At 51.6% G+C, this 18,632-nt stretch carries 15 protein-coding genes; 9 read left to right on the top strand and 6 right to left on the bottom strand.

The window, feature by feature from the left end; genetic code table 11:
* The first annotated feature begins 21 nt into the window (after nucleotides 1-21).
* The 3 genes from AC07OI_RS16920 to AC07OI_RS16930 all read left to right on the top strand — a co-directional run bounded on the left by AC07OI_RS16920 (nucleotide 22) and on the right by AC07OI_RS16930 (nucleotide 5,569).
* Nucleotides 22-1,134 carry a LacI family DNA-binding transcriptional regulator gene (locus AC07OI_RS16920; protein WP_495258012.1) on the top strand — a complete coding sequence of 371 codons (1,113 nt, stop codon included), beginning with the start codon at nucleotides 22-24 and terminating at the stop codon, nucleotides 1,132-1,134.
* Nucleotides 1,135-1,567: 433 nt separating this feature from the next.
* The gene (locus AC07OI_RS16925; RefSeq protein ID WP_495258013.1) at nucleotides 1,568-2,938 is read left to right on the top strand and encodes an enolase C-terminal domain-like protein; all 1,371 of its coding nucleotides are present in this window, start codon (nucleotides 1,568-1,570) and stop codon (nucleotides 2,936-2,938) included.
* A 102-nt stretch (nucleotides 2,939-3,040) separates the two neighbouring features.
* Nucleotides 3,041-5,569, top strand: a complete 2,529-nt coding sequence (locus AC07OI_RS16930; protein ID WP_495258014.1) for a TonB-dependent receptor — start codon at nucleotides 3,041-3,043, stop codon at nucleotides 5,567-5,569.
* 95 nt (nucleotides 5,570-5,664) lie between these two features.
* Here the strand turns inward: AC07OI_RS16930 and AC07OI_RS16935 are convergent, their stop codons facing one another.
* Nucleotides 5,665-6,840 carry a GGDEF domain-containing protein gene (locus tag AC07OI_RS16935; protein WP_492704873.1) on the bottom strand — a complete coding sequence of 392 codons (1,176 nt, stop codon included), beginning with the start codon at nucleotides 6,838-6,840 and terminating at the stop codon, nucleotides 5,665-5,667.
* Between the two features lie 198 nt (nucleotides 6,841-7,038).
* Entirely contained in the window at nucleotides 7,039-8,130 is a 1,092-nt protein-coding gene (gene ychF / locus AC07OI_RS16940) for a redox-regulated ATPase YchF (RefSeq protein WP_492704875.1), read from the bottom strand.
* Between the two features lie 253 nt (nucleotides 8,131-8,383).
* Here ychF and AC07OI_RS16945 point away from each other — a divergent pair, with 253 nt between their 5' ends.
* Nucleotides 8,384-9,178: a type IV pili methyl-accepting chemotaxis transducer N-terminal domain-containing protein gene (locus AC07OI_RS16945; RefSeq protein WP_495258015.1), complete on the top strand. Its 795-nt coding sequence runs from the start codon at nucleotides 8,384-8,386 to the stop codon at nucleotides 9,176-9,178.
* On the opposite strand, the gene AC07OI_RS16950 is transcribed toward AC07OI_RS16945, so the two are convergent.
* Entirely contained in the window at nucleotides 9,150-10,535 is a 1,386-nt protein-coding gene (locus tag AC07OI_RS16950) for an MATE family efflux transporter (protein WP_495258016.1), read from the bottom strand. The genes AC07OI_RS16945 and AC07OI_RS16950 overlap by 29 nt on opposite strands.
* A 71-nt stretch (nucleotides 10,536-10,606) precedes the next feature.
* Nucleotides 10,607-12,292 (bottom strand): SgrR family transcriptional regulator, encoded by a 1,686-nt coding sequence (locus AC07OI_RS16955; protein WP_495258017.1) that lies wholly within the window; start codon nucleotides 12,290-12,292, stop codon nucleotides 10,607-10,609.
* A 138-nt stretch (nucleotides 12,293-12,430) separates the two neighbouring features.
* Here AC07OI_RS16955 and AC07OI_RS16960 point away from each other — a divergent pair, with 138 nt between their 5' ends.
* The 5 genes from AC07OI_RS16960 (at nucleotide 12,431) to AC07OI_RS16980 (ending at nucleotide 16,224) form a co-directional block, all read left to right on the top strand.
* Nucleotides 12,431-13,729, top strand: coding sequence for an MFS transporter (locus AC07OI_RS16960; RefSeq protein ID WP_495258018.1), 1,299 nt, complete (start codon nucleotides 12,431-12,433; stop codon nucleotides 13,727-13,729).
* 215 nt (nucleotides 13,730-13,944) lie between these two features.
* Nucleotides 13,945-14,865, top strand: a complete 921-nt coding sequence (locus AC07OI_RS16965) for an SPFH domain-containing protein (protein ID WP_492704885.1) — start codon at nucleotides 13,945-13,947, stop codon at nucleotides 14,863-14,865.
* A 20-nt stretch (nucleotides 14,866-14,885) separates the two neighbouring features.
* Nucleotides 14,886-15,341 carry a hypothetical protein gene (locus AC07OI_RS16970; protein ID WP_495258019.1) on the top strand — a complete coding sequence of 152 codons (456 nt, stop codon included), beginning with the start codon at nucleotides 14,886-14,888 and terminating at the stop codon, nucleotides 15,339-15,341.
* On the top strand, nucleotides 15,341-15,553 hold the full coding sequence (locus AC07OI_RS16975) for a type II toxin-antitoxin system antitoxin (protein ID WP_492704889.1): 213 nt from the start codon (nucleotides 15,341-15,343) through the stop codon (nucleotides 15,551-15,553). Before AC07OI_RS16970 ends, AC07OI_RS16975 begins: the two co-directional genes overlap by 1 nt.
* A gap of 74 nt (nucleotides 15,554-15,627) precedes the next feature.
* A complete protein-coding gene (locus tag AC07OI_RS16980; protein WP_492704891.1) occupies nucleotides 15,628-16,224 on the top strand; it encodes an acyl carrier protein phosphodiesterase in 597 nt (198 codons plus the stop codon).
* A 5-nt stretch (nucleotides 16,225-16,229) separates the two neighbouring features.
* Here the strand turns inward: AC07OI_RS16980 and AC07OI_RS16985 are convergent, their stop codons facing one another.
* A complete protein-coding gene (locus AC07OI_RS16985; protein WP_495258020.1) occupies nucleotides 16,230-17,333 on the bottom strand; it encodes a patatin-like phospholipase family protein in 1,104 nt (367 codons plus the stop codon).
* Nucleotides 17,330-17,902 (bottom strand): aminoacyl-tRNA hydrolase, encoded by a 573-nt coding sequence (pth, locus tag AC07OI_RS16990; RefSeq protein ID WP_495258022.1) that lies wholly within the window; start codon nucleotides 17,900-17,902, stop codon nucleotides 17,330-17,332. The genes AC07OI_RS16985 and pth overlap by 4 nt, the downstream gene beginning before the upstream one ends.
* Nucleotides 17,903-18,632: the final 730 nt, after the last annotated feature.

An 18,632-nucleotide genomic window follows, 5' to 3' on the forward strand; every position in this document is an offset into this window, starting at 1 on the left:
TTGCAATGCTATAATTTATGGATGAAAAACAAGTCATCCTCTACAGCGACAGCCAAACCTGATATTGCAACTGAAGCACTCGCAACCGATGTGCTTGCGCCCGATCCTGTGCGCCGCAGCCGCCGCTCCAGCGGTGGCTTTACTTTGCGCGACGTGGCAAAGCTGGCCAATGTCGCGCCTATCACTGCATCGCGGGCATTGAATACCCCTGATGCAGTGTCTCCCGCCATCCTGGCGAGAGTAAAAGAAGCGGTAGAGCGCACTGGCTATGTGCCCAATTTGCTGGCAGGTGGCCTGGCTTCGAAAAAAAGCCGCCTGGTGGCTGCGGTGGTACCTACCATCACTGGTTCGGTATTTTTAGAGATGGTGCAATCCCTGACCAAGTCGTTGGCAGATGAAGGCTACCAATTGATGCTGGGCCAGGCTGGCTATGAAAACTCGCGTGAAGATGCTTTGCTGGAAGCCATCATAGGGCGCCGTCCAGATGGCGTTGTCCTGACCGGCATCATGCGTTCAGAGCTCGGTCGTAAGCGCCTGCTCGCCAGCGGTATCCCGGTAGTGGAAACCTGGGACCTGACACCTACCCCTATCGATATGCTGGTCGGTTTTTCTCATGAGAAAATCGGTGAGGCAGTCGCCAAATACCTACATGGTCGTGGGCGCAAGCGCGTAGCCACCATCAGCGCCAATGATGAGCGCGCAGCACGCCGCAACAAGGCATTCTCTGATGCAGCTCTGGCCTTGGGCATGGGGTCTGCAGGTGCGAATGAAGTTGCGACTTGCATAGTCAAGGCACCGACCACACTGGGCAGTGGCCGTAGTGGCTTGCGCACTTTACTGGAGAATGATCCTGCCATCGATGCCATCTTTTGCAGCTCAGACATGATGGCTCAGGGTGTCATCATAGAAGCGCAGGCAATGGGTATAGCCGTGCCAGCAAAGCTGGCAGTGATAGGTCTGGGCGACCAGGAATTTTCAAAAGACCTCAATCCCTCGCTGACCAGCGTACGCATAGACGGTACCGCCATAGGCAGCCTGGCAGCGCGCTTCATTATTGATCGTGTTGATGGCAATCCTGTGACAGACAAAGTCAAGGATATAGGTTTTTCTATCGTCGAACGTGACAGTGCCTGATGTTGAATTTTGATTTTTAAGCGTATTCAGTTTCTCTGACCGGCTTAGTATGTTTTTAACGCGCCTGGTCTATCATCTTTCCTGCCTTGATTCCTTGACTGCGATAGTTTGCATACTGCTTTACATAGCAAGTTGCATGTCTCGTTGTATTTTCGTTTTGATTTCGGCGCTACTTAACACGATTTTTCAATCTCCTACAATTCGCTCAAGAAATTGATTGACTTCCAAAAAAGGTACCGCTACCATAAATTCATTGTTTGGTAGCGGTACCATTAAAACAAAATCAAAATAAAATTGGCTAGCTTTAACAGTCTTGAATCAGCTTGTTCGCTATCACGGCGCACTGATGACGTAGGTCAGTAGTAAAGCCTTTGAAGAAATAATCCAGAACAAATTTATATAAAAACCATCTCTATTTTTTATGCAGACACCAGTGTTTCCCAATGTAAGCAACCCACGTCCTCAAGTGCATGTCACGCCTGTCGTGACCCGATTGCAAGTGATCCCTGTGGCTGGTTATGACAGCATGCTGCTCAATCTCAGTGGCGCACACAGCCCTTACTTCACCCGCAATATTGTGATCCTGACCGACAGTGCAGGCAATCAGGGGGTTGGCGAAGTACCTGGCGGCAGCGAAATTGAAAAAACCTTGAAAGACGCACGTCCTTTTATCATCGGTCAGCCTGTAGGCGCATTCAATAGCATGCTCAATCAAGTCCGCACGGTATTTGCCCAGCGTGATGCCAATGGTCGTGGGCATCAGACTTTTGACTTGCGCATTACCGTGCATGCAGTCACCGCGCTGGAATCTGCCTTGCTGGATTTGCTGGGCAAATTTCTGGGCGTGTCAGTTGCCGCCTTGCTCGGTGAGGGCCAGCAGCGCAGCCAGGTCGCCATGCTGGGATATCTGTTCTACATCGGCAACCGCCATGACACCAATCTGCCTTATCCTGATCCAGACACTGTAGCCGGGCCAGATGATGACTGGGCGCGCCTGCGCTGCCAGCCAGCACTTGATACCAGGGCTGTGATTGCATTGGCAAAAGCCGCGCATCAGCGCTATGGTTTTCGCGACTTTAAACTTAAAGGGGGCGTATTACGTGGCGAAGAAGAAATAGAAACCGTCACTGCTCTCGCTGAAGCATTTCCTGACGCTCGTATTACCCTCGACCCCAATGGCGCATGGTCCTTAAAAGATGCCATACGCCTGTGCCGTGATCGTGCTGATGTGCTGGCTTATGCCGAAGACCCTTGTGGCGCAGAAGATGGCTTTTCAGGTCGCGAAGTGATGGCAGAATTTCGCCGTGAAACTGGTTTGCCGACAGCCACCAATATGGTCGCAACCGACTGGCGCGAGCTGGGACATGCCGTACAGTTGCAGGCCGTCGATATCCCCTTGGCTGACCCGCATTTCTGGACCATGCAAGGCTCAATCCGTGTCGCACAGATGTGCAAGGAATGGGGGCTGACCTGGGGCTCGCATTCAAATAATCACTTTGATATTTCGCTGGCGATGTTCACTCATGTGGCCGCCGCCGCACCAGGGAAAATTACTGCTATCGATACGCACTGGATATGGCAGGACGGCCAACGCCTGACGCTTGCGCCACTGACAATCAATAATGGCATGGTCGATGTACCTGACAAGCCAGGCCTGGGTGTCGAGCTGGACATGGCAGCAGTAGAAGCGGCACATCAACTCTATCTGAATATGAGATTAGGTGCACGGGATGATGCAGTTGCCATGCAGTTTTTGATTTCGGGATGGACCTTTGATAACAAGAAACCTTGTCTGGTACGTTAGGGGAAAGCACAAAAAATTCAGTGTATCTATCAAAAAATAAGTAAGAGCAGTGCTGTAGTAATAAAACCATTATAAAAATTATTAAATCGCAAGGAGACGAAAATGTTCCGCAGTAATACCAATACCAAACATAGCAATCAACAAAAAAAGTATCGTCGTCGTGACGTAACTCAACAGTATCAATTGACGCCAGTTACGGCTGCAGTGGCATTGGCAATGTTGAGTTTCATGAATACGGCCAATGCGCAGCAAGCTTCTGCTAATGTACCGGCAGCTACAGCGAATAAAGCTGCGCCAGTGAATACAGACGTGGATGAAAAAGGTCTGGCCAAAGTAGTCATCTCCGCCAACAAGCGCGTAGAGAAATTAGAAAATGTGCCAATGTCGATTTCCGTTATTGGCGAAGAGCAATTGCACCGCAATAATGTGCGCGACCTTGACGACATCATAGACTTGTCACCAGCCTTGACCAAGACTCAGAGTGACAATCCCGCAAACACGGGTTTGAACATGCGCGGCATAGGCACCCAGTCAATAGGCATAGGCGTGGAGTCTGATGTTGCCGTGATCGTCGATGATATTCCTATTGGCATGCAGGTGCAGGCTTTTCGTGATCTGGCAGATGTCTCCCGCGTAGAAATCCTGAAAGGCCCGCAGAGTACCCTGTTCGGAAAATCGGCCATTGCCGGTGCCATCAATATCGTCACCAAACCTATCTCCGGCCCCATCGTTTCGCGTGCCAGTGTATTGCTGTCCAGCGACAGGGAATGGCGTCTGGGTGCATCGGTGGGTGGTGAAGTGTCAGAAAAATTTGGCTTCCGCATCGCTGCCAGCAATAATGACTATCCCGGTAACGTGAATAACCTGACCACCGGTAAAATGACCAATGGCTCTGCCGGTAAAACCTTTTTGGGTAAATTCAACTGGCACTTGACAGATGATCTCGACATCGATTTTTCGCCGCGCTACAACTATACAAAAACCGATTGCTGCGCGCTGGTCATCACCAGTCTGACTGGCACCAATATACAAAACGGCTTGCTGAATAATTCCCCAGCCATGCCTATCTCACAAGTGCTGGCAGGCATCACACCCGGCCCGGACAACCGCACTATCCGCAATGACACATTCACAGGGCAGGAATCGACTACGCGTGGTTTTGGCCTGAGGGTGAATTACCAGTTGCCTAACGGCGCAACCCTGACTTCGATTACTTCGGGTGACCGCTATCACGCCTACGATTCGCGTGACCAGGATTTTACCGATGCACCGGTCATGCTGTACTACCCGGTGACAGGTTCGACCAAGTCATCAGGCCTGAACCAGGGAGCAGAGCAGCATGGCCGTTTTGATGTGATTTCACGCACGCAGGAGATACGCCTGGTGTCAGTGGATACTGGCAACTTTCGCTACGTCGCCGGTCTCTGGTATGGCAAGAATGAACTGGCGCGTTACTTCAAGCGCGGGGAAAACGGCCTGGTCGCGACCAGTCCTACCGAGTTTTATGGCGATACCTATAATATCAACAAGGCAGTATTTGGCCAGGCCAGTTGGGAATTCCTACCTACTTATACTTTGACTACAGGAGTACGATTTAACAGGCAAGAATCCGGTTATCATTTTTCCGGAACTGGAAACCCTTCCAAATTGGCGTTGGGCAGCCCCTATGTCGCCGTCAATAACTTCTCCAGCGTTGGCAATGTAGAAAACGCCACCACTGGCAAGCTGAGCTTGCAAAAACAATTCACGCCTACCTTGATGGGCTATATCTCTGCATCTACCGGCTATAAGGGTCAGGCTTACGATATCACCAGCAGCCTGTCTGCCTTGACAGCATCGCAGCAACCCGTCAAATCAGAGACGGCGAAGAGCTTTGAAATCGGCATGAAGGGCAATTTCCTGGATAACCGTCTGACTGTGGCAGCGACACTGTTCAACAGCAAGTTCAAAGACTACCAGCAAAATTCAGGCAGCTATATTCCAGATACCCTGATTTACCAGACCCGTCTGAATAGTCTGGAAGGTGTGCAGACACGCGGGGCAGAACTGGACATCAATGCACTGGCAAGCAAAGACTTGTTGGTCAATGCCAATTTCGCCTATACCGATGCCACCATCACCTCGTTTAAAAACTCTACCTGTTACCAGGTGACTGGCAGCCCTAATGGTGGTTTCAATGAAACCTGCATCTTGAAAAACCCCTTGTATGGCGATCAAAATACCAATGACGTATCTGGCGGGCGCATGCCATTTTCACCAAAGCGCAAAGCCAGCGTAGGTTTCAAATATGATCTGAAATTGCCTGAGATGAGTTTTGATGCCTACGTCACCGGGAATGTGGTGTATGCGAGCGACATGATTTCCAATCTTGACCAAAACCCGCTTAACTTTGTGCCGGCAACTACCTATGTGCATGGCGGTTTTGGTTTCCGTGAAAAGTCTGGCCGCGCTACCTTGAGTTTCAGGATCAATAATCTGTTTGACCGTCAATACCGCGCCAACCGCTCTTTCCCATTGGCCAGCTTCAATGCCACAGGAACCAATCCACCAGCCAATATCACGACCACGACATGGACGCCGACACGGAATGCATTCCGTTATGTATCCGTACGCCTCGATGTGAAGTTTTAAGTACTGACTTGTGCCCCGGTTGCTGCTGGCAACCGGGGCATTAACCCGAAATTATTGACAGTGGTGTGACAGTCATGGAACAAGCGAAATTCAAACTATTGTGGCGGGCTACCTGCTGAGTGCAAAGTGATGCAGTTGCGACCCGCATTTTTTGCGCGGTACAGTGCCTGATCTGCAGCGTCCACCAAGGTAACGAGATCCATGCCATTGCTCAAGGAATCTGCAATGCCGGCACTCAGGGTACTTTGCAGTATCTCGTTTTTCCAGGCGATTTGTAATTCGGCATACAACAGGCGCACACGTTCGGCCAACTGAGCTGCACCTTGTTCGCCAGTACCCATGAGTAAGACACAAAACTCTTCCCCGCCATAGCGTGCCAGGCAATCTTCACTGCGGACTATGGACTGCAGCAATGCTGCCAGACGGCGCAATACTTCATCGCCCGCCTGATGTCCATGCATGTCGTTGATACGCTTGAAGTAATCCACGTCAATCATGATGACAGCCAGGGTTTCGCCAGTCCGCACAGCGCGCGCCAGCAAACGCCGGGATTCGTCCTCGAAGCTACGGCGGTTCAGCAGACCTGTCAGGCTGTCATGCGAGGCTTGCTCGCGCAGATCACTGACCAGGCGGAAGGTAATCAGCAATACCAGCGATAGCGAAATGGATAGTTGTGACAAACCGCCCAGCACCAGAAAGACAGGATTGATATCTCCCTGAGCAAACAGTTTTACCTGCTCGCCAGGCATACGTAAAAGATTCAGCGCCCTGAGCAGGCTCATCAAAGCGATAAATGAAAAAGAACCAGCCGCCAGCAGGTAGGCGGTTCTGAGTGGTTGTGCAGTTTTTACCATCAGGCTCAGGGCACATGCAAAAAACACTGTGCTGGCCACCAGTGAATTGGCAATCAGAAGCATCCTGAAGTCACCCTGTACCATACCTAGCCACAGACTTTGTATCGTCATTTGCAACCCTACCCAGGCAGGTATCCAGTATTGGCAGCGCTTGCCTTTGAATGCTTCTATGCCATTATAGAGAAGACCAAAACCGGAGCCTGCGAGAAATGGTGCGGCACCTATCGCCCAGAGTGGCCATTCCGGTGACATCTGGGTAGATGAAAAAATACCCAGGCACATGCAGAGATGCCCGACAGCCCACTGGCGCGCGCCCTTGATATTCGCAGCATGAAAGCTAATGAGTGCCATCATCCCGGCACCCAGCAGATTAATCCCGCTCCACATGAGCATGATGGTTCTGACATCAAGTTTCATGTCTGTGCCGCATCAGTGAAACGGCAATGATTCTTGTCAGGCAAATTCTCTCCGTGATATGAATAAGTAAGGCTGGGATGGTGAATGCTTAAAATATTACATCTCAGGCACAAGGGCAATGAAGGAAGCAAAAAAGCCGCGAATGTCGCGGCTTTTTGTGGGATTTTCTGACGTTGGACAGATTCTTCTGGATCTTGTTTACACGTTAAACAAGAAATTCAGCACATCCCCATCCTTGACCACGTATTCTTTGCCCTCAGCGCGCATCTTGCCTGCTTCCTTGGCACCGGATTCACCCTTGTATGTGATGTAGTCATCAAAGGCTATGGTTTGAGCGCGGATGAAGCCGCGTTCGAAGTCGGTGTGGATGACACCGGCTGCCTGCGGGGCTGTATCGCCAACGTGGATAGTCCAGGCGCGTACTTCCTTGACGCCGGCGGTGAAGTAGGTTTGCAGGCCCAGCAATTTGAAACCGGCGCGTATCAGGCGGTCGAGGCCAGGTTCTTGCATGCCCATGTCGGCCAGGAAGTCGGCTTTGTCGGCATCGTCGAGGTCGGCGATTTCAGATTCTATGGAAGCGCAAATTGCCACGATAGGGGCATTTTGTGAATTTGCATAGGCTGTCAGTTGATCCAGCAATGGGTTGTTGGTGAAGCCGCTGTCTGAGACGTTGGCAACATACATGGCTGGCTTGGCAGTGATCAGGCACAGTGGTTTGATGAGCAGCATTTCTTCTGCATCCAGACCCAGTGCACGCACAGGTTTGGCATCGTTCAGGGCAGGCATGATGCGTTCCAGCACGGTAACCAGTTTCAGTGCGTCTTTGTCGCCAGAACGGGCTTTCTTGTTTTCGCGATGAATGGCTTTTTCTACCGTGCCCATATCGGCCAGGGCCAGTTCTGTCTGAATAACTTCGATATCGTCCAGCGGGCTGACTTTGCCAGCCACATGGATCACGTTGTCATCTTCAAAGCAGCGCACGACGTTGACGATGGCGTCAGTTTCGCGGATGTGCGCGAGGAACTGGTTACCCAGGCCTTCACCTTTGGATGCACCAGCCACCAGGCCAGCGATATCAACAAACTCAACGATGGCGTTCTGGATACGCTCAGGCTTGACGATGTCAGCCAGTTGTTTCAGGCGTGGATCAGGTACCTCAACGACGCCCACGTTCGGCTCTATCGTGCAGAAAGGATAATTTTCTGCCGGTATGCCTGCTTTGGTCAGCGCATTGAACAGTGTGGATTTGCCGACGTTAGGCAGGCCGACGATGCCGCATTTGAGACTCATGATGTTTTGCCAGTTGGATTTGATTAACCCGCTATTTTACCGGAAAGCATGGCCTTCAGACTGATTCTGGCTACGATACTGGGAATAAAACCGGGAAATCTTGCTAATAATTCAGGCAGCGCGACAGAAGTGCGCAGTGTTCAAATCATTCATTAAATGATGTTCGCCTTATTTTGGGGCAGTTTTCTTTAAAAATACAGGTATGAAGTTTGCTTTGTGAATATTAATCCCAACAATTATTCAGGAGCAAGACATGGACAGACGTGGATTTATTGGCAGGGCAGTATTGACGGTGGGTAATCTTGCTGTGCTTTCCTATGCGATTGCGCAAGTCATCAGCTTGAATGAAGCGATCAATAAATCCGGTCGTCAGCGCATGTTGTCACAGCGTCTGGCCAAGGCTTATCTGCAACTGGGGCAGGGGATAGAGGTTGAGCAGTCGCGCAAGATACTAGATACCTCACTGGCGAGTTTTGACAGGCAACTGGCCGAACTGAAAACTTTTGCACCTACCAATGACAATAAGCAGTTGCTGTCTGAAATGGAAAAGAACTGGCTGGGATATAAAAAAGTCTTGCTGGAAAAACAGCCCAATCAGCAAGATGCCCGCCTCATCATGGTGCTCAATGAAGATGTCTTGAGCATCGCCCACAGGGCCACGGTGCAACTGGAAACCTATTCAGGCACGGCCATGGGCCAATTGGTGAATATCTCAGGCAGGCAGCGCATGCTCTCGCAAAGAATGGCCAAGTTTTACCAGGCCCAGCAATGGGGCGTGGCACCGCCGGATGTGATGCTCAAGCTGGAAGCCGCGCGCAAGGACTTTGTCGCCGGCATGACAACGTTGCAGGCAGCGCCATCGAATACCGCGCGCATACGCGAAGAACTGGCGCTGGCGCAACAACAATGGATGTTTTTTGATGACGCCTTGCGCAAGATCAGCGAACCCAAAAATGCCCGTCAATATGCCATCAATGTTGCCACCACCAGCGAGCGCATACTCAGTACCATGGATGGTATTACCGGCTTGTACCAGCAGCTTGCATGATCCTGCGCTGACTGAGTTTATGCAATAAGCCGGTCAGCATGATACCTGCAATAGTCAGGCCGAGTACCAGACCTATCCAGAAACCGCGCGCTGCCATAGGCTGTTCAGGGTTCCATGGCAGCCATGCCGGTGCCAGCCCCAGCAGGCAACCTATAGGCAGGGCAAAGCCATAGAATGCCATCAGGTGTATCAGCATTGGTGTGCGCGTGACTTTGTAGCCGCGTATGGCGCAGGATGCGGTGACCTGTGCCGCATCAGATAACTGGAAGATTGCCGCATAAAGCAGCAATTCAGATGCCATGGCTTGCACAGCAGGGTCAGAGGTATAGGCAGCCGCCACCAGGTCGCGGAAGATCATGATGCCCAGTGCCGATATCACGGCAAAGCTGGTTGACAATGCATAGCCCGTCCAGGAGATAAAGCGCGCCCGTTCCGGGTCGCCTTCACCCAGGGTTTGCCCGACCCGCGTAGTCAGCGCTATCCCCAGGCTGAGTGGCACCATGAACACCAGTGATGAAAAATTCAGGGCGATCTGGTTGGCCGACACCGGCACCACACCAAAGCGGGCAATCAGCAAACCAACAGCACCAAAGGCGGAGACTTCAGCAAAATAAGTAACACCTATCGGCAAGCCCAGGCGCAGGGTAGAGCGTATCTCTGCCCAGTTCGGTGCTTCGTAATGGCTGAAAGGAAAAGTCTCTTTGTAGGCTTCAGCACGTCGCATCCAGAATATCATTGCCCCCAGCATCAGCCACAGGCCCATGCCGGTGGCCATGGCACAGCCGGTAGAGCCCAGTTTGGGGAAACCCAGATGGCCATAAATAAACAGCCAGTTGATGATGATATTAAAAGCCAGTCCGCCCAGTGCAATCACCATCACAGGCTTGGTCTGGTTCAGGCTGGTGGTGTACCCGTACAAGGCGCGGTACATGGCAAAGGCTGGCATGCCCAGGCTGATGACATGTACAAACTCTGAAGCCTTGGCATTGATGGCAGGCTCCAGTTGCAGGTAATTGAAAACCAGCGTAGCGACATTCAACAACAGACAGCCAACCAGACCCACGCCCAGGCCCAGCCATAAAGCCTGACGCACCATATGCGGCACGCGCGCATGATTTTCTGCACCGACTTCATGGGCAATCACGGTATTTACCGCCATCATGATACCCATCACGCTGACCAGAATAATTACCCAGACATTGGCCCCCAATGAAACTGCGGCAAGATCGTTTGCACTGAGGTGGCCGGTCATGGCAACGTCGGCCACACTCATGCCTACGGTGGCAAGTTGTCCTATCAAGACAGGCCAGGCAATGGTCCAGAGGGCGGCGGCTTCGGTACGGATACGGGTTTTCATGCAGGGCAAACAAAGAGGGATTGGATCAGCATCTTACCGTAGAATGCAATTTCCTTGCTTTTGTGCAGGTTCTAGTGCCTTAGCCACATTTCATTGAAAGATACAAAACCAAATGGCGTCATCCTCACTCCTGCCACGTGCGGGGCAATACTGACTTGCTGGTTTTCATGCGACACCGGTATCAGCCAACCTTCCTTAACCAGGCGTTTCCCTATGCGCGCATAAGCCAGCATGCGGCGTTTGCTGTCGGCCAGTTCCTTGATTTTCATTAAGTCAGCGTCCATGGGTTTCAGTGCACTGGCAGGCATCCAGCGACGGAAGACGCTGTCAGCAGCAAACCATTCATAGCAACCAAAATCCTGATCGTCATGCATGACTTCACGGGTCACGACCAGGTCGGTGTCTTTCATCCAGTCGCGTGCCAGTAATTGATCAAAGGGCAGACTGGTCCAGGTGACGATGAAGCCGCCTGCCTCCAGCCTTTGCTTGACGGCTTGCGCCAGGCTCAGCATTTCCTTGGTCTGGCCACTGATCATGCGTAATTTGCAGCCAGCTTTGAAAATGCTGCATTTTGGTTTTTTAGCGACGCGGTGCTTCCAGATGACCAGCAAGCCGGATGCCGGTTTTCTGCTGCGTTCATCAGGATCAAACAGGGTTTCCGGTGCCAGCCAGTCTGCCAGCGCCAGCCTTTGCTCTGCAGTTTTAAACAGGCTGCGTGCAGGATTGCAGATGATATAGGTGCAGCCTGATTCTGCGCCGATGATGGCTTGTTTTTTTGTGCAGTCTTCATTGGCGTGGCCAAACTGCAAATCAAATCCTGATGGGCCGGATGGTGGTGGCAACATCCACAAATCGATTTCATCGAGCAATGGGCGCTCACGATAATAATCCTTGAAGGCCTGCAAGGTCAGCTGATAGGTATTGTTGCGTATGATGCGGAAGGCACCACTGCCTATCGGGAAGCGTTCAAAGTCGGCAGCCCGCTGGCGTGGCACGATCGATGAATTGGCCGTGGCCAGGCAATGCGGCCACAAATGATCGGGGTGCTCCAGATAAAAGCTCACGCGCTGACTAGGGCCAGTTTCTATATGCTGCAAGTGACGATACAGGCGTTGGTAAATTGCCGACTCATCGCGCAGACGTAAAAAACTGGCTTTCACATCTTCCACACCCAGTTCAGCGCCATCATGAAAACTCAGGCCGGGGCGCAACCAGAAGTGCCAGACCGTGCAGTTTTTCTCGCTTTCCCAATGGTGGGCGATAGCCGGACGCAAGGCTTTTTGCTCATGATCAAAGGTCGTCAGGCGTGAAAAAATCTGGCGCACCAGATGTGCTTCCAGACGGCCATGAACCTTTAATGGGTCCAGGCTTTCTACGCTGCGAAACAGGGGCATGCGCAAGCTGCGGCAGGCACTGTCCGGCATGCCGAGATAATCAGGCAGACGCGTTGCCAGTTGCTGGCGCTGGTGATCATCCAGACTGGCAAAAGCCTGCTCCAGATCACCACGTGCGAGAAATTGCGAGAGGTGATCAAGCGCCAGGCTATCCGGGGTTTGCAAAAGTTCAAGCTGAGAATGATTGCCTCGTCCGCGTCCGGCTTGCCAGTCCAGCCAGCCACGTTGCTGCATTTTCGCCAACAGGTTGCGCATATTGCGTTCACTGCAATGCATGGCCAATGCAAGAGCTGGCAAGCCTGGCTGTTGCTCATGATGCTGAAGGAAGGCGTGCAGTTTGCGGTATTGATCGAGCAGTTTCATGGTGGATAGTCTATGCGCTTATCGAGACGATAAAAGAGGAAAAATTTTTTTAAATTATATCCATTTTTCCTTTCTGCTTTTTTTACCATACTGTCAGACATCAGCCCCCGCCCGTTTTTGAATGTACAAAAAAGGAAGATGATGTCCCGCTTTCCCGCTACCGTGATACGGCTTTTATTCAGTTCCTTTGTCTTTGTCATGGGGCGTGCAGTCGCCCTGCCTTTCATGGCACTGTATCTGCATGAGCACCTCGGCATTAACCAGCAAACCATAGGCTGGGTTCTGGGAGGCAGCATTTTCTCTTCTACCCTGTTCAGTCTGTATGCAGGCTACCTTGCAGATCGCCTCAGCAAGAATTTTCTGATGAAACTGGCGGGTGTGGTGGTTGCCGTTTGTACGGCTTCATTGACGATAGCGCCGAATGCCTGGACAGCTTTGCTGGCCCTGATGTGCATAGAGTCAGCGCTAACCTTGCGCGGCATTTCGCTGAAGGCTACGCTGGCAGATTTATTGCCACCTGAGCAAAGACCAAAAGCATTCTCTCTCAACTATACGCTGATCAATGTGGCGTTTGCCCTTGGTCCGGTTCTGGGAGCATGGTTGTTTGCCATCAAGGTCTCTGGCCCATTGTGGCTGGCTGCAGGTTTCTCGTTGTTGGCATCGCAGGTGCTGGGAAAACCTGCCACTGCAGTCAAAGCGACTTCAGAAACCAAATCCAGTCCTGCCGGTTTCAATGCAACCATGCGTGTACTCAGAAGCGACCGCCGCCTGATTTTGTTCACCATGGGCAGTGTGCTGACTTCTTTCGTGTTTGGCCGTTTTGTTTCCGGCTATTTGTCGCAATACCTGATGATCAGTCAGGGCACGCAGGCGACTGCGCAATTGCTGCCATTCATTCTCATCACCAATGCGGTGACCGTAGTGGTCTTGCAATATCCTGTTGGCAAACTCATGCAGCAAAAATACCTGTTCCGCTGGGTCAGTCTGGGTGCCACTTTGTATGCTGTGGGTTTGCTGGGCTTCATGCATGCCAGCAGCGCGATGAGCTGGGTGCTGGCAACCCTGGTCTTCACAGTAGGAGAGGTCATAGTCATTCCCTGTGAATACATGTTCATCGATATGATCGCACCTGCAGACAAGCGTGGCAGTTATTATGGGGCGCAGAGCCTGGCCATGTTTGGTGCTGCACTTAATCCTGTGATCTGCGGTTTCCTGCTGGCGCATTTCCAGAGTGATGTCATGTTCTTGGTATTGATCTCGGCAGCCATGCTGGGCGTACTCCTGTATTTTGCCGGTAGTCGCAGCAAGCCTGCAGAGGAGTGTATGCAAGTACCTGAACCCTTGGAAACTTGCAAGCCACAGACCTGCCTTTCGGTGTTGGCTGCGAGCAAAAAGCTTGCTGGTAACCGTGTGAAGAATTTGTTTCCTCTGTCTTGAATTCCTTCTTCGAATTCCTGCATTGAACTCTTGCCCTGACACTATTCTGAACTTCAGCATATCTAAAGAAGGCTGCCCATAGAGGGCAGCCTTTTTGTCATTCCTGTGCTGTTTCGGCACATCTGCATTGATTTTTAATCTCCCTTGACATTTTCATGCATGCGCACTAAAGTGATATCACTTTGATTTCAAAGTGCCATCTATCAGGAGAAAGTATGAGTACTACCTCAGTGTCAGCGACTGGTAAAAAATTAATACAAGAACGTTCACTTACGTCGCTGGACGGTTATTTCATGATTGTTGTGGGTTTGCTGTTTGTCGCAGGCGGTGCCTATAGTTTTATTGACCTGGTCGGTGCAGGTCAGCCAAGTGTGCCAGCGGTATTGGCGCGTCTGGCGATTGTTGTTGTGGGTATTTTCATACTCACCGGCTTGTATATGCTGCAGCCGAATGAAGCTGCTTTATTGTCGCTGTTTGGGCAATACAAGGGTACAGACCGCAGCGAAGGCTTGCGTTGGGTGAATCCTTTTTATTCCAAACGCAAGCTTAGCCTGCGTGCCCGCACTTTGAACACGGCACCGCTGAAAGTGAATGACAAGCGCGGTAATCCTGTAGAAATTGGTGCCGCCATCATCTGGCGTGTGCAGGATACGGCACTGGCGATTTACAATGTCGATGATTTTGAACGGTTTGTGAATATCCAGTCTGAAGCAGCGATACGCCACCTGGCAACACAGTATGCCTATGACGATGGCGAGGACCTGGCTGAAGGCGAGACAACCCTGCGGGCAGGCATGGATGTGGTGGCTGGTGCCATGCGTGACGAATTGCACAAGCGCTTTACGGCTGCCGGTATTGATGTAGAAGACGCCAAGCTCACGCACCTGGCCTATGCAGCAGAAATTGCCCAGGTCATGTTGCGCCGTCAACAGGCAGAAGCTATTATCAGCGCCCGCAAGAAAATCGTGCACGGTGCGGTCAGCATGGTGGAAGCGGCTTTGCAAGGCTTGTCAGAGCGCAAGATATGCGAACTTGATGATGAAAGAAAAGCTGCCATGGTCAGTAATTTGCTGGTGGTGCTGTGTTCAGATAAGGAAACCCAGCCCGTCATCAATACCGGCACTTTGTACAATTGATTACGTAGCGAGATAAGACGATGGAACATCCAGTCTATGTGGAAAAACAGTGGTTCAGGTTCTTGTGGATATTCATGCCGTTGTTGACATTGTTTTCCATGGGCACGCAGATCATGGCTGGCCTGCCACTGGCTACCTGGGCCATGCTGGGTGCCCCCATTATCAATGCTCTGGTATTGCTGATACTGGGTTGCCTGACCATACGCATAGATGCCAGCCATCTGACCTGGAGTTTTGGCTGGCTGGGATGGCCAGTCTGGAAAGTGGCGCTGGCTGATATCCAGTTTGCAGAACGCACAAATACTGCTTTTCTTGAGGGGCTGGGTATTAAAAAAACATCGCAAGGCATGTTGTATAACGCCACTGGTAATCTGGCAGTACGCCTGGGCCTGCGCAATGGGAAGACCCTGCGCCTGGGTACGCAAGATCCACAGCGCCTGCTCAGTTATATCACTCCACGTTTGAATGCCAGATAATGGCCAGTCCAGGAAAAAAATCCTTCCCTCTGCGTATCGATCCCCTGTTGTGGAACGAGATCGAACGCATGGCCGCGCAAGAGCTGCGCAGTGCCAATGCCCAGGTTGAATACTTGCTCAGGCAGGCATTGAAGCAGCAAGGGCGGCATGTGCCTTCATCCAAAACAATGGCAGATGCTGCAAACGAAGACGACAGTCAGGCTGACGATTGATTTGACTGAACTCATTTGACTGATTTGTAGCGCCGCAGCAGCCAGGCAAAAAGCCCGCTATACTGGCTTCACTTATGAATTACCTCGCCCACATTTACCTGGCCCAGCATAGTGATCACGCCATGCTGGGGGCTCTGCTCGGTGACTTTGTCAAACTGAAAGACACCGTACTTTATCACCCTGACATCCAGGCAGATATCCAGATACACAGGCTGGTGGATAGTTATACCGATAGCCACCCTGTCGTTTTACAGGCGAAAGCTTTATTCCAGGATAAGCACCGCCGTTATTCGGGCATTTTGCTGGATATTTTTTATGATCATGTTCTGAGTCAGCATTGGCCGCGGCATAGTCCGGCTCCTCGCCAGGAATTGATAGCGCGTTTTTATACAGCCCTGCAAGAACAATCAAAAATAGTCTTGCCAGAAAACCTGCAGGCAGCCTTGCCGCGCATGGTCAGCCAGGACTGGCTGGGGTCTTATCATGAATTTGATGGCGTAAGAATTGCAGTAGAACGCACTTCGCAAAGGCTTTCAAAAAATGGTGATTTGTTACGCGCAGGCCTGGATGATCTGCAAAGTAATTATGCGGCTTTATCAGAGGGATTTCAGGAGTTCTTTCCAGAACTCATACAGTATGTTGCTGAACAACGCAGGCAAATATCAAGCTAGCCAACTCAAAAATTCAGAGCCTGCACCAGATCAAGATTTGGCTTATCGACAAACGCCGCAAAGTCGTCACGCATGCGTCCGCTTTCGCTGATTGCCAGCTTCCAGTTCTGGATACGGAAATCATGGTTCGTGCCGTAATAAAAAAAATCTTTTCTATCCGGCAGTTTGCCGCGTGTCAGCGTCTTCAGGAAAGACGGTGAGGGTGACACCATGATCACATTGTCCAGCCATTGACGATTGGTTCCCATGCCTGCCCTGCGCCATGGCAGGGGCTTATCCAGCCAGCCAGGCACGATATGGTCGGTAAAGTGCGGGTACAGCACCAGGTCGCCATCCTTGCTGCCAGCCACGCGTGAATAGGGCAGGGCCAGGTGGTAATCGATGATGCCGCCATCCCAGTAAGTGCCCGCCGGCGTATGCGGGATATGCGAGACTGGTTCCATGATCAGCGGCAGGGTGCCGGAAGCCAGCAGAGACCAGCCCAGGTTATCTGTTTGCAGCGGGCAAAAGTGGGTATCAAAACCATCGAATTTGGCTTTCAGCCAGAACAGTGGATCACGCGTATCGCCGACAATCACACGGTCCATATGTCTGGCCAGACGCGAGCGCGAAGCCAGGTTGGCAAACGTCGCTGCCACAAAACCGGCCTTGGCCTTGTGCACAGATTTAGGCGCTGCCAACAAGCCACGCCCGCGTACTGCCAGCAAATGCAGTCTGTGCAGAGGCTGGTTGACGACCTCTGCTTCATGTCCACCGATGAAATCATGCAAGAGATTCTGTATCTCCCGCGTTACATATTGAGCAGAAGGTTTTTCAGGGTAACGCTGTTCGCAATACAAATCACCCAGGCGCTGGAAAGCCGCCACCGGGTCAGCATGGCTGGCTGCCGCCATGCGCCAGGCACCGATAGAGGCACCGATCAGCGTGCGTTCACGCGGTGCAGTTGGCAGCCATTCACCAAATATCCATTGATCCAAAGCCTGCAATATCAAACCCTTGGGGCCGCCTGCCGCTGCCGGGATGATGGCCACATCCTGCGCGCGCAAACCATGTTCCCGCAGATGGGCGTAAGCTTTGCGACCGGCATGGATTTGTATGGCTGAACTCATTTTGTCGTATGTAGTTGCATCATCGCTTCAGGGAATTTACCTTCAACCAGTAAGGGTAGCACAGCCAGGCTATTGGCGATGGCTTCGTCTATCGGCCCCTGTTCTTCCTTGCGTGGCCTGTGCAAGACAAAGTCCGCTACGCCCTGTGTCAAATTCAGGCTGCGCGGGTGGCCTATGCCTATGCGCAAACGCCAGTAATCCTGGGTACCCAGCGCCGCGGTAATATCTTTGAGACCATTGTGTCCGCCAGATGATCCACCCAGTTTGAGCTTGGCAATGCCAGGCATGATATCCAGTTCATCATGCACGACCAGCACCTGGTCAGGCGTGATCTTGTAGAAGCGGCAGATTGCTCCAACCGATTGCCCGGACCGGTTCATGAAGGTTTGCGGCTTCAACAGCCATACTTCCTGATTGGCGATGCGGGTCTTGCCCACCAACGCATTAAAATTCTTGTCCCTTTGCAGGCTGACTGGTAATTGATCTACCAGCCAGAAACCGGCATTGTGGCGTGTTTGTTCATATTCAGGGCCGGGGTTACCCAGGCCGACGATCAGGCGTATGGTCATTGCTAAGCTGGTATCTTGTTGTTATTGCAGGACTGATGTCCTGTGGAATGGGGTTATTATAACTAAGCTGAATGAGCTAAGGCGAAAGCGGGGTTGTGGCAATAGGTTTTGATGGGGATTAACAGATATGTCAGGCTCTCAATCCCGAGCAATCTCAATATCGTCATTGCACTGGGCTGGCGCTCCAGCGTGGGGTTAGCTGGAATCCAGCAGCCTTCGTGGCATGTTGTCAGGCATCTTAATTTCAGATTCGAATTGTCTTTCGTATCTGATTTTCAAATACCTGCAAACGTATTTTTAGATTGCCGGCCGGTGGTAGACCGGCAGCTACCCACCTTTTTGTCTCACCAAAAAAGGTGGGCCAAAAAGGCGACCCAGGCGTCGTCGCCCCTGCGGGGTACCCGTTTATGCAGTATAAAAAATGGGAAAGTCCGAAAACTCGCCTGCGGCCTTGCTTTAGGAACATGCGCTTGCAAGCGCATGTCGTTACGCAGGCATGCGTACATGCACCATGAAACCCCTGCTACACCTCAAACATCGGCCTTTCTTTTTCCATTTTCTGTAATGCACAAACGGCGTCGACACATGGGAACTGCAGAAAGTCAAAAGCAAAAACAAAAACAACGTCACTACGACCTGTACTCATGCTTCTTAAAGCTGGGGTGATTTACTTTTCTGAATGATGCTTTCATTTTAAAAAACTCCCGTGCCAGCATATTCAAAAAACATG

The sequence above is a fragment of the Undibacterium sp. GW821-FHT07F11 genome (assembly GCF_059418665.1).

Excerpts from the sequence above, each read along its gene's own strand:
- AC07OI_RS16920 (WP_495258012.1), top strand. The coding sequence starts at position 22 with ATGAAAAACAAGTCATCCTCTACAGCGACAGCCAAACCTGATATTGCA.
- AC07OI_RS16930 (WP_495258014.1), top strand. The coding sequence starts at position 3,041 with ATGTTCCGCAGTAATACCAATACCAAACATAGCAATCAACAAAAAAAG.
- AC07OI_RS16935 (WP_492704873.1), bottom strand. The coding sequence starts at position 6,840 with ATGAAACTTGATGTCAGAACCATCATGCTCATGTGGAGCGGGATTAAT.
- ychF (WP_492704875.1), bottom strand. The coding sequence starts at position 8,130 with ATGAGTCTCAAATGCGGCATCGTCGGCCTGCCTAACGTCGGCAAATCC.
- AC07OI_RS16945 (WP_495258015.1), top strand. The coding sequence starts at position 8,384 with ATGGACAGACGTGGATTTATTGGCAGGGCAGTATTGACGGTGGGTAAT.
- AC07OI_RS16950 (WP_495258016.1), bottom strand. The coding sequence starts at position 10,535 with ATGAAAACCCGTATCCGTACCGAAGCCGCCGCCCTCTGGACCATTGCC.
- AC07OI_RS16955 (WP_495258017.1), bottom strand. The coding sequence starts at position 12,292 with ATGAAACTGCTCGATCAATACCGCAAACTGCACGCCTTCCTTCAGCAT.
- AC07OI_RS16960 (WP_495258018.1), top strand. The coding sequence starts at position 12,431 with ATGATGTCCCGCTTTCCCGCTACCGTGATACGGCTTTTATTCAGTTCC.
- AC07OI_RS16965 (WP_492704885.1), top strand. The coding sequence starts at position 13,945 with ATGAGTACTACCTCAGTGTCAGCGACTGGTAAAAAATTAATACAAGAA.
- AC07OI_RS16970 (WP_495258019.1), top strand. The coding sequence starts at position 14,886 with ATGGAACATCCAGTCTATGTGGAAAAACAGTGGTTCAGGTTCTTGTGG.
- AC07OI_RS16975 (WP_492704889.1), top strand. The coding sequence starts at position 15,341 with ATGGCCAGTCCAGGAAAAAAATCCTTCCCTCTGCGTATCGATCCCCTG.
- AC07OI_RS16980 (WP_492704891.1), top strand. The coding sequence starts at position 15,628 with ATGAATTACCTCGCCCACATTTACCTGGCCCAGCATAGTGATCACGCC.
- AC07OI_RS16985 (WP_495258020.1), bottom strand. The coding sequence starts at position 17,333 with ATGAGTTCAGCCATACAAATCCATGCCGGTCGCAAAGCTTACGCCCAT.
- pth (WP_495258022.1), bottom strand. The coding sequence starts at position 17,902 with ATGACCATACGCCTGATCGTCGGCCTGGGTAACCCCGGCCCTGAATAT.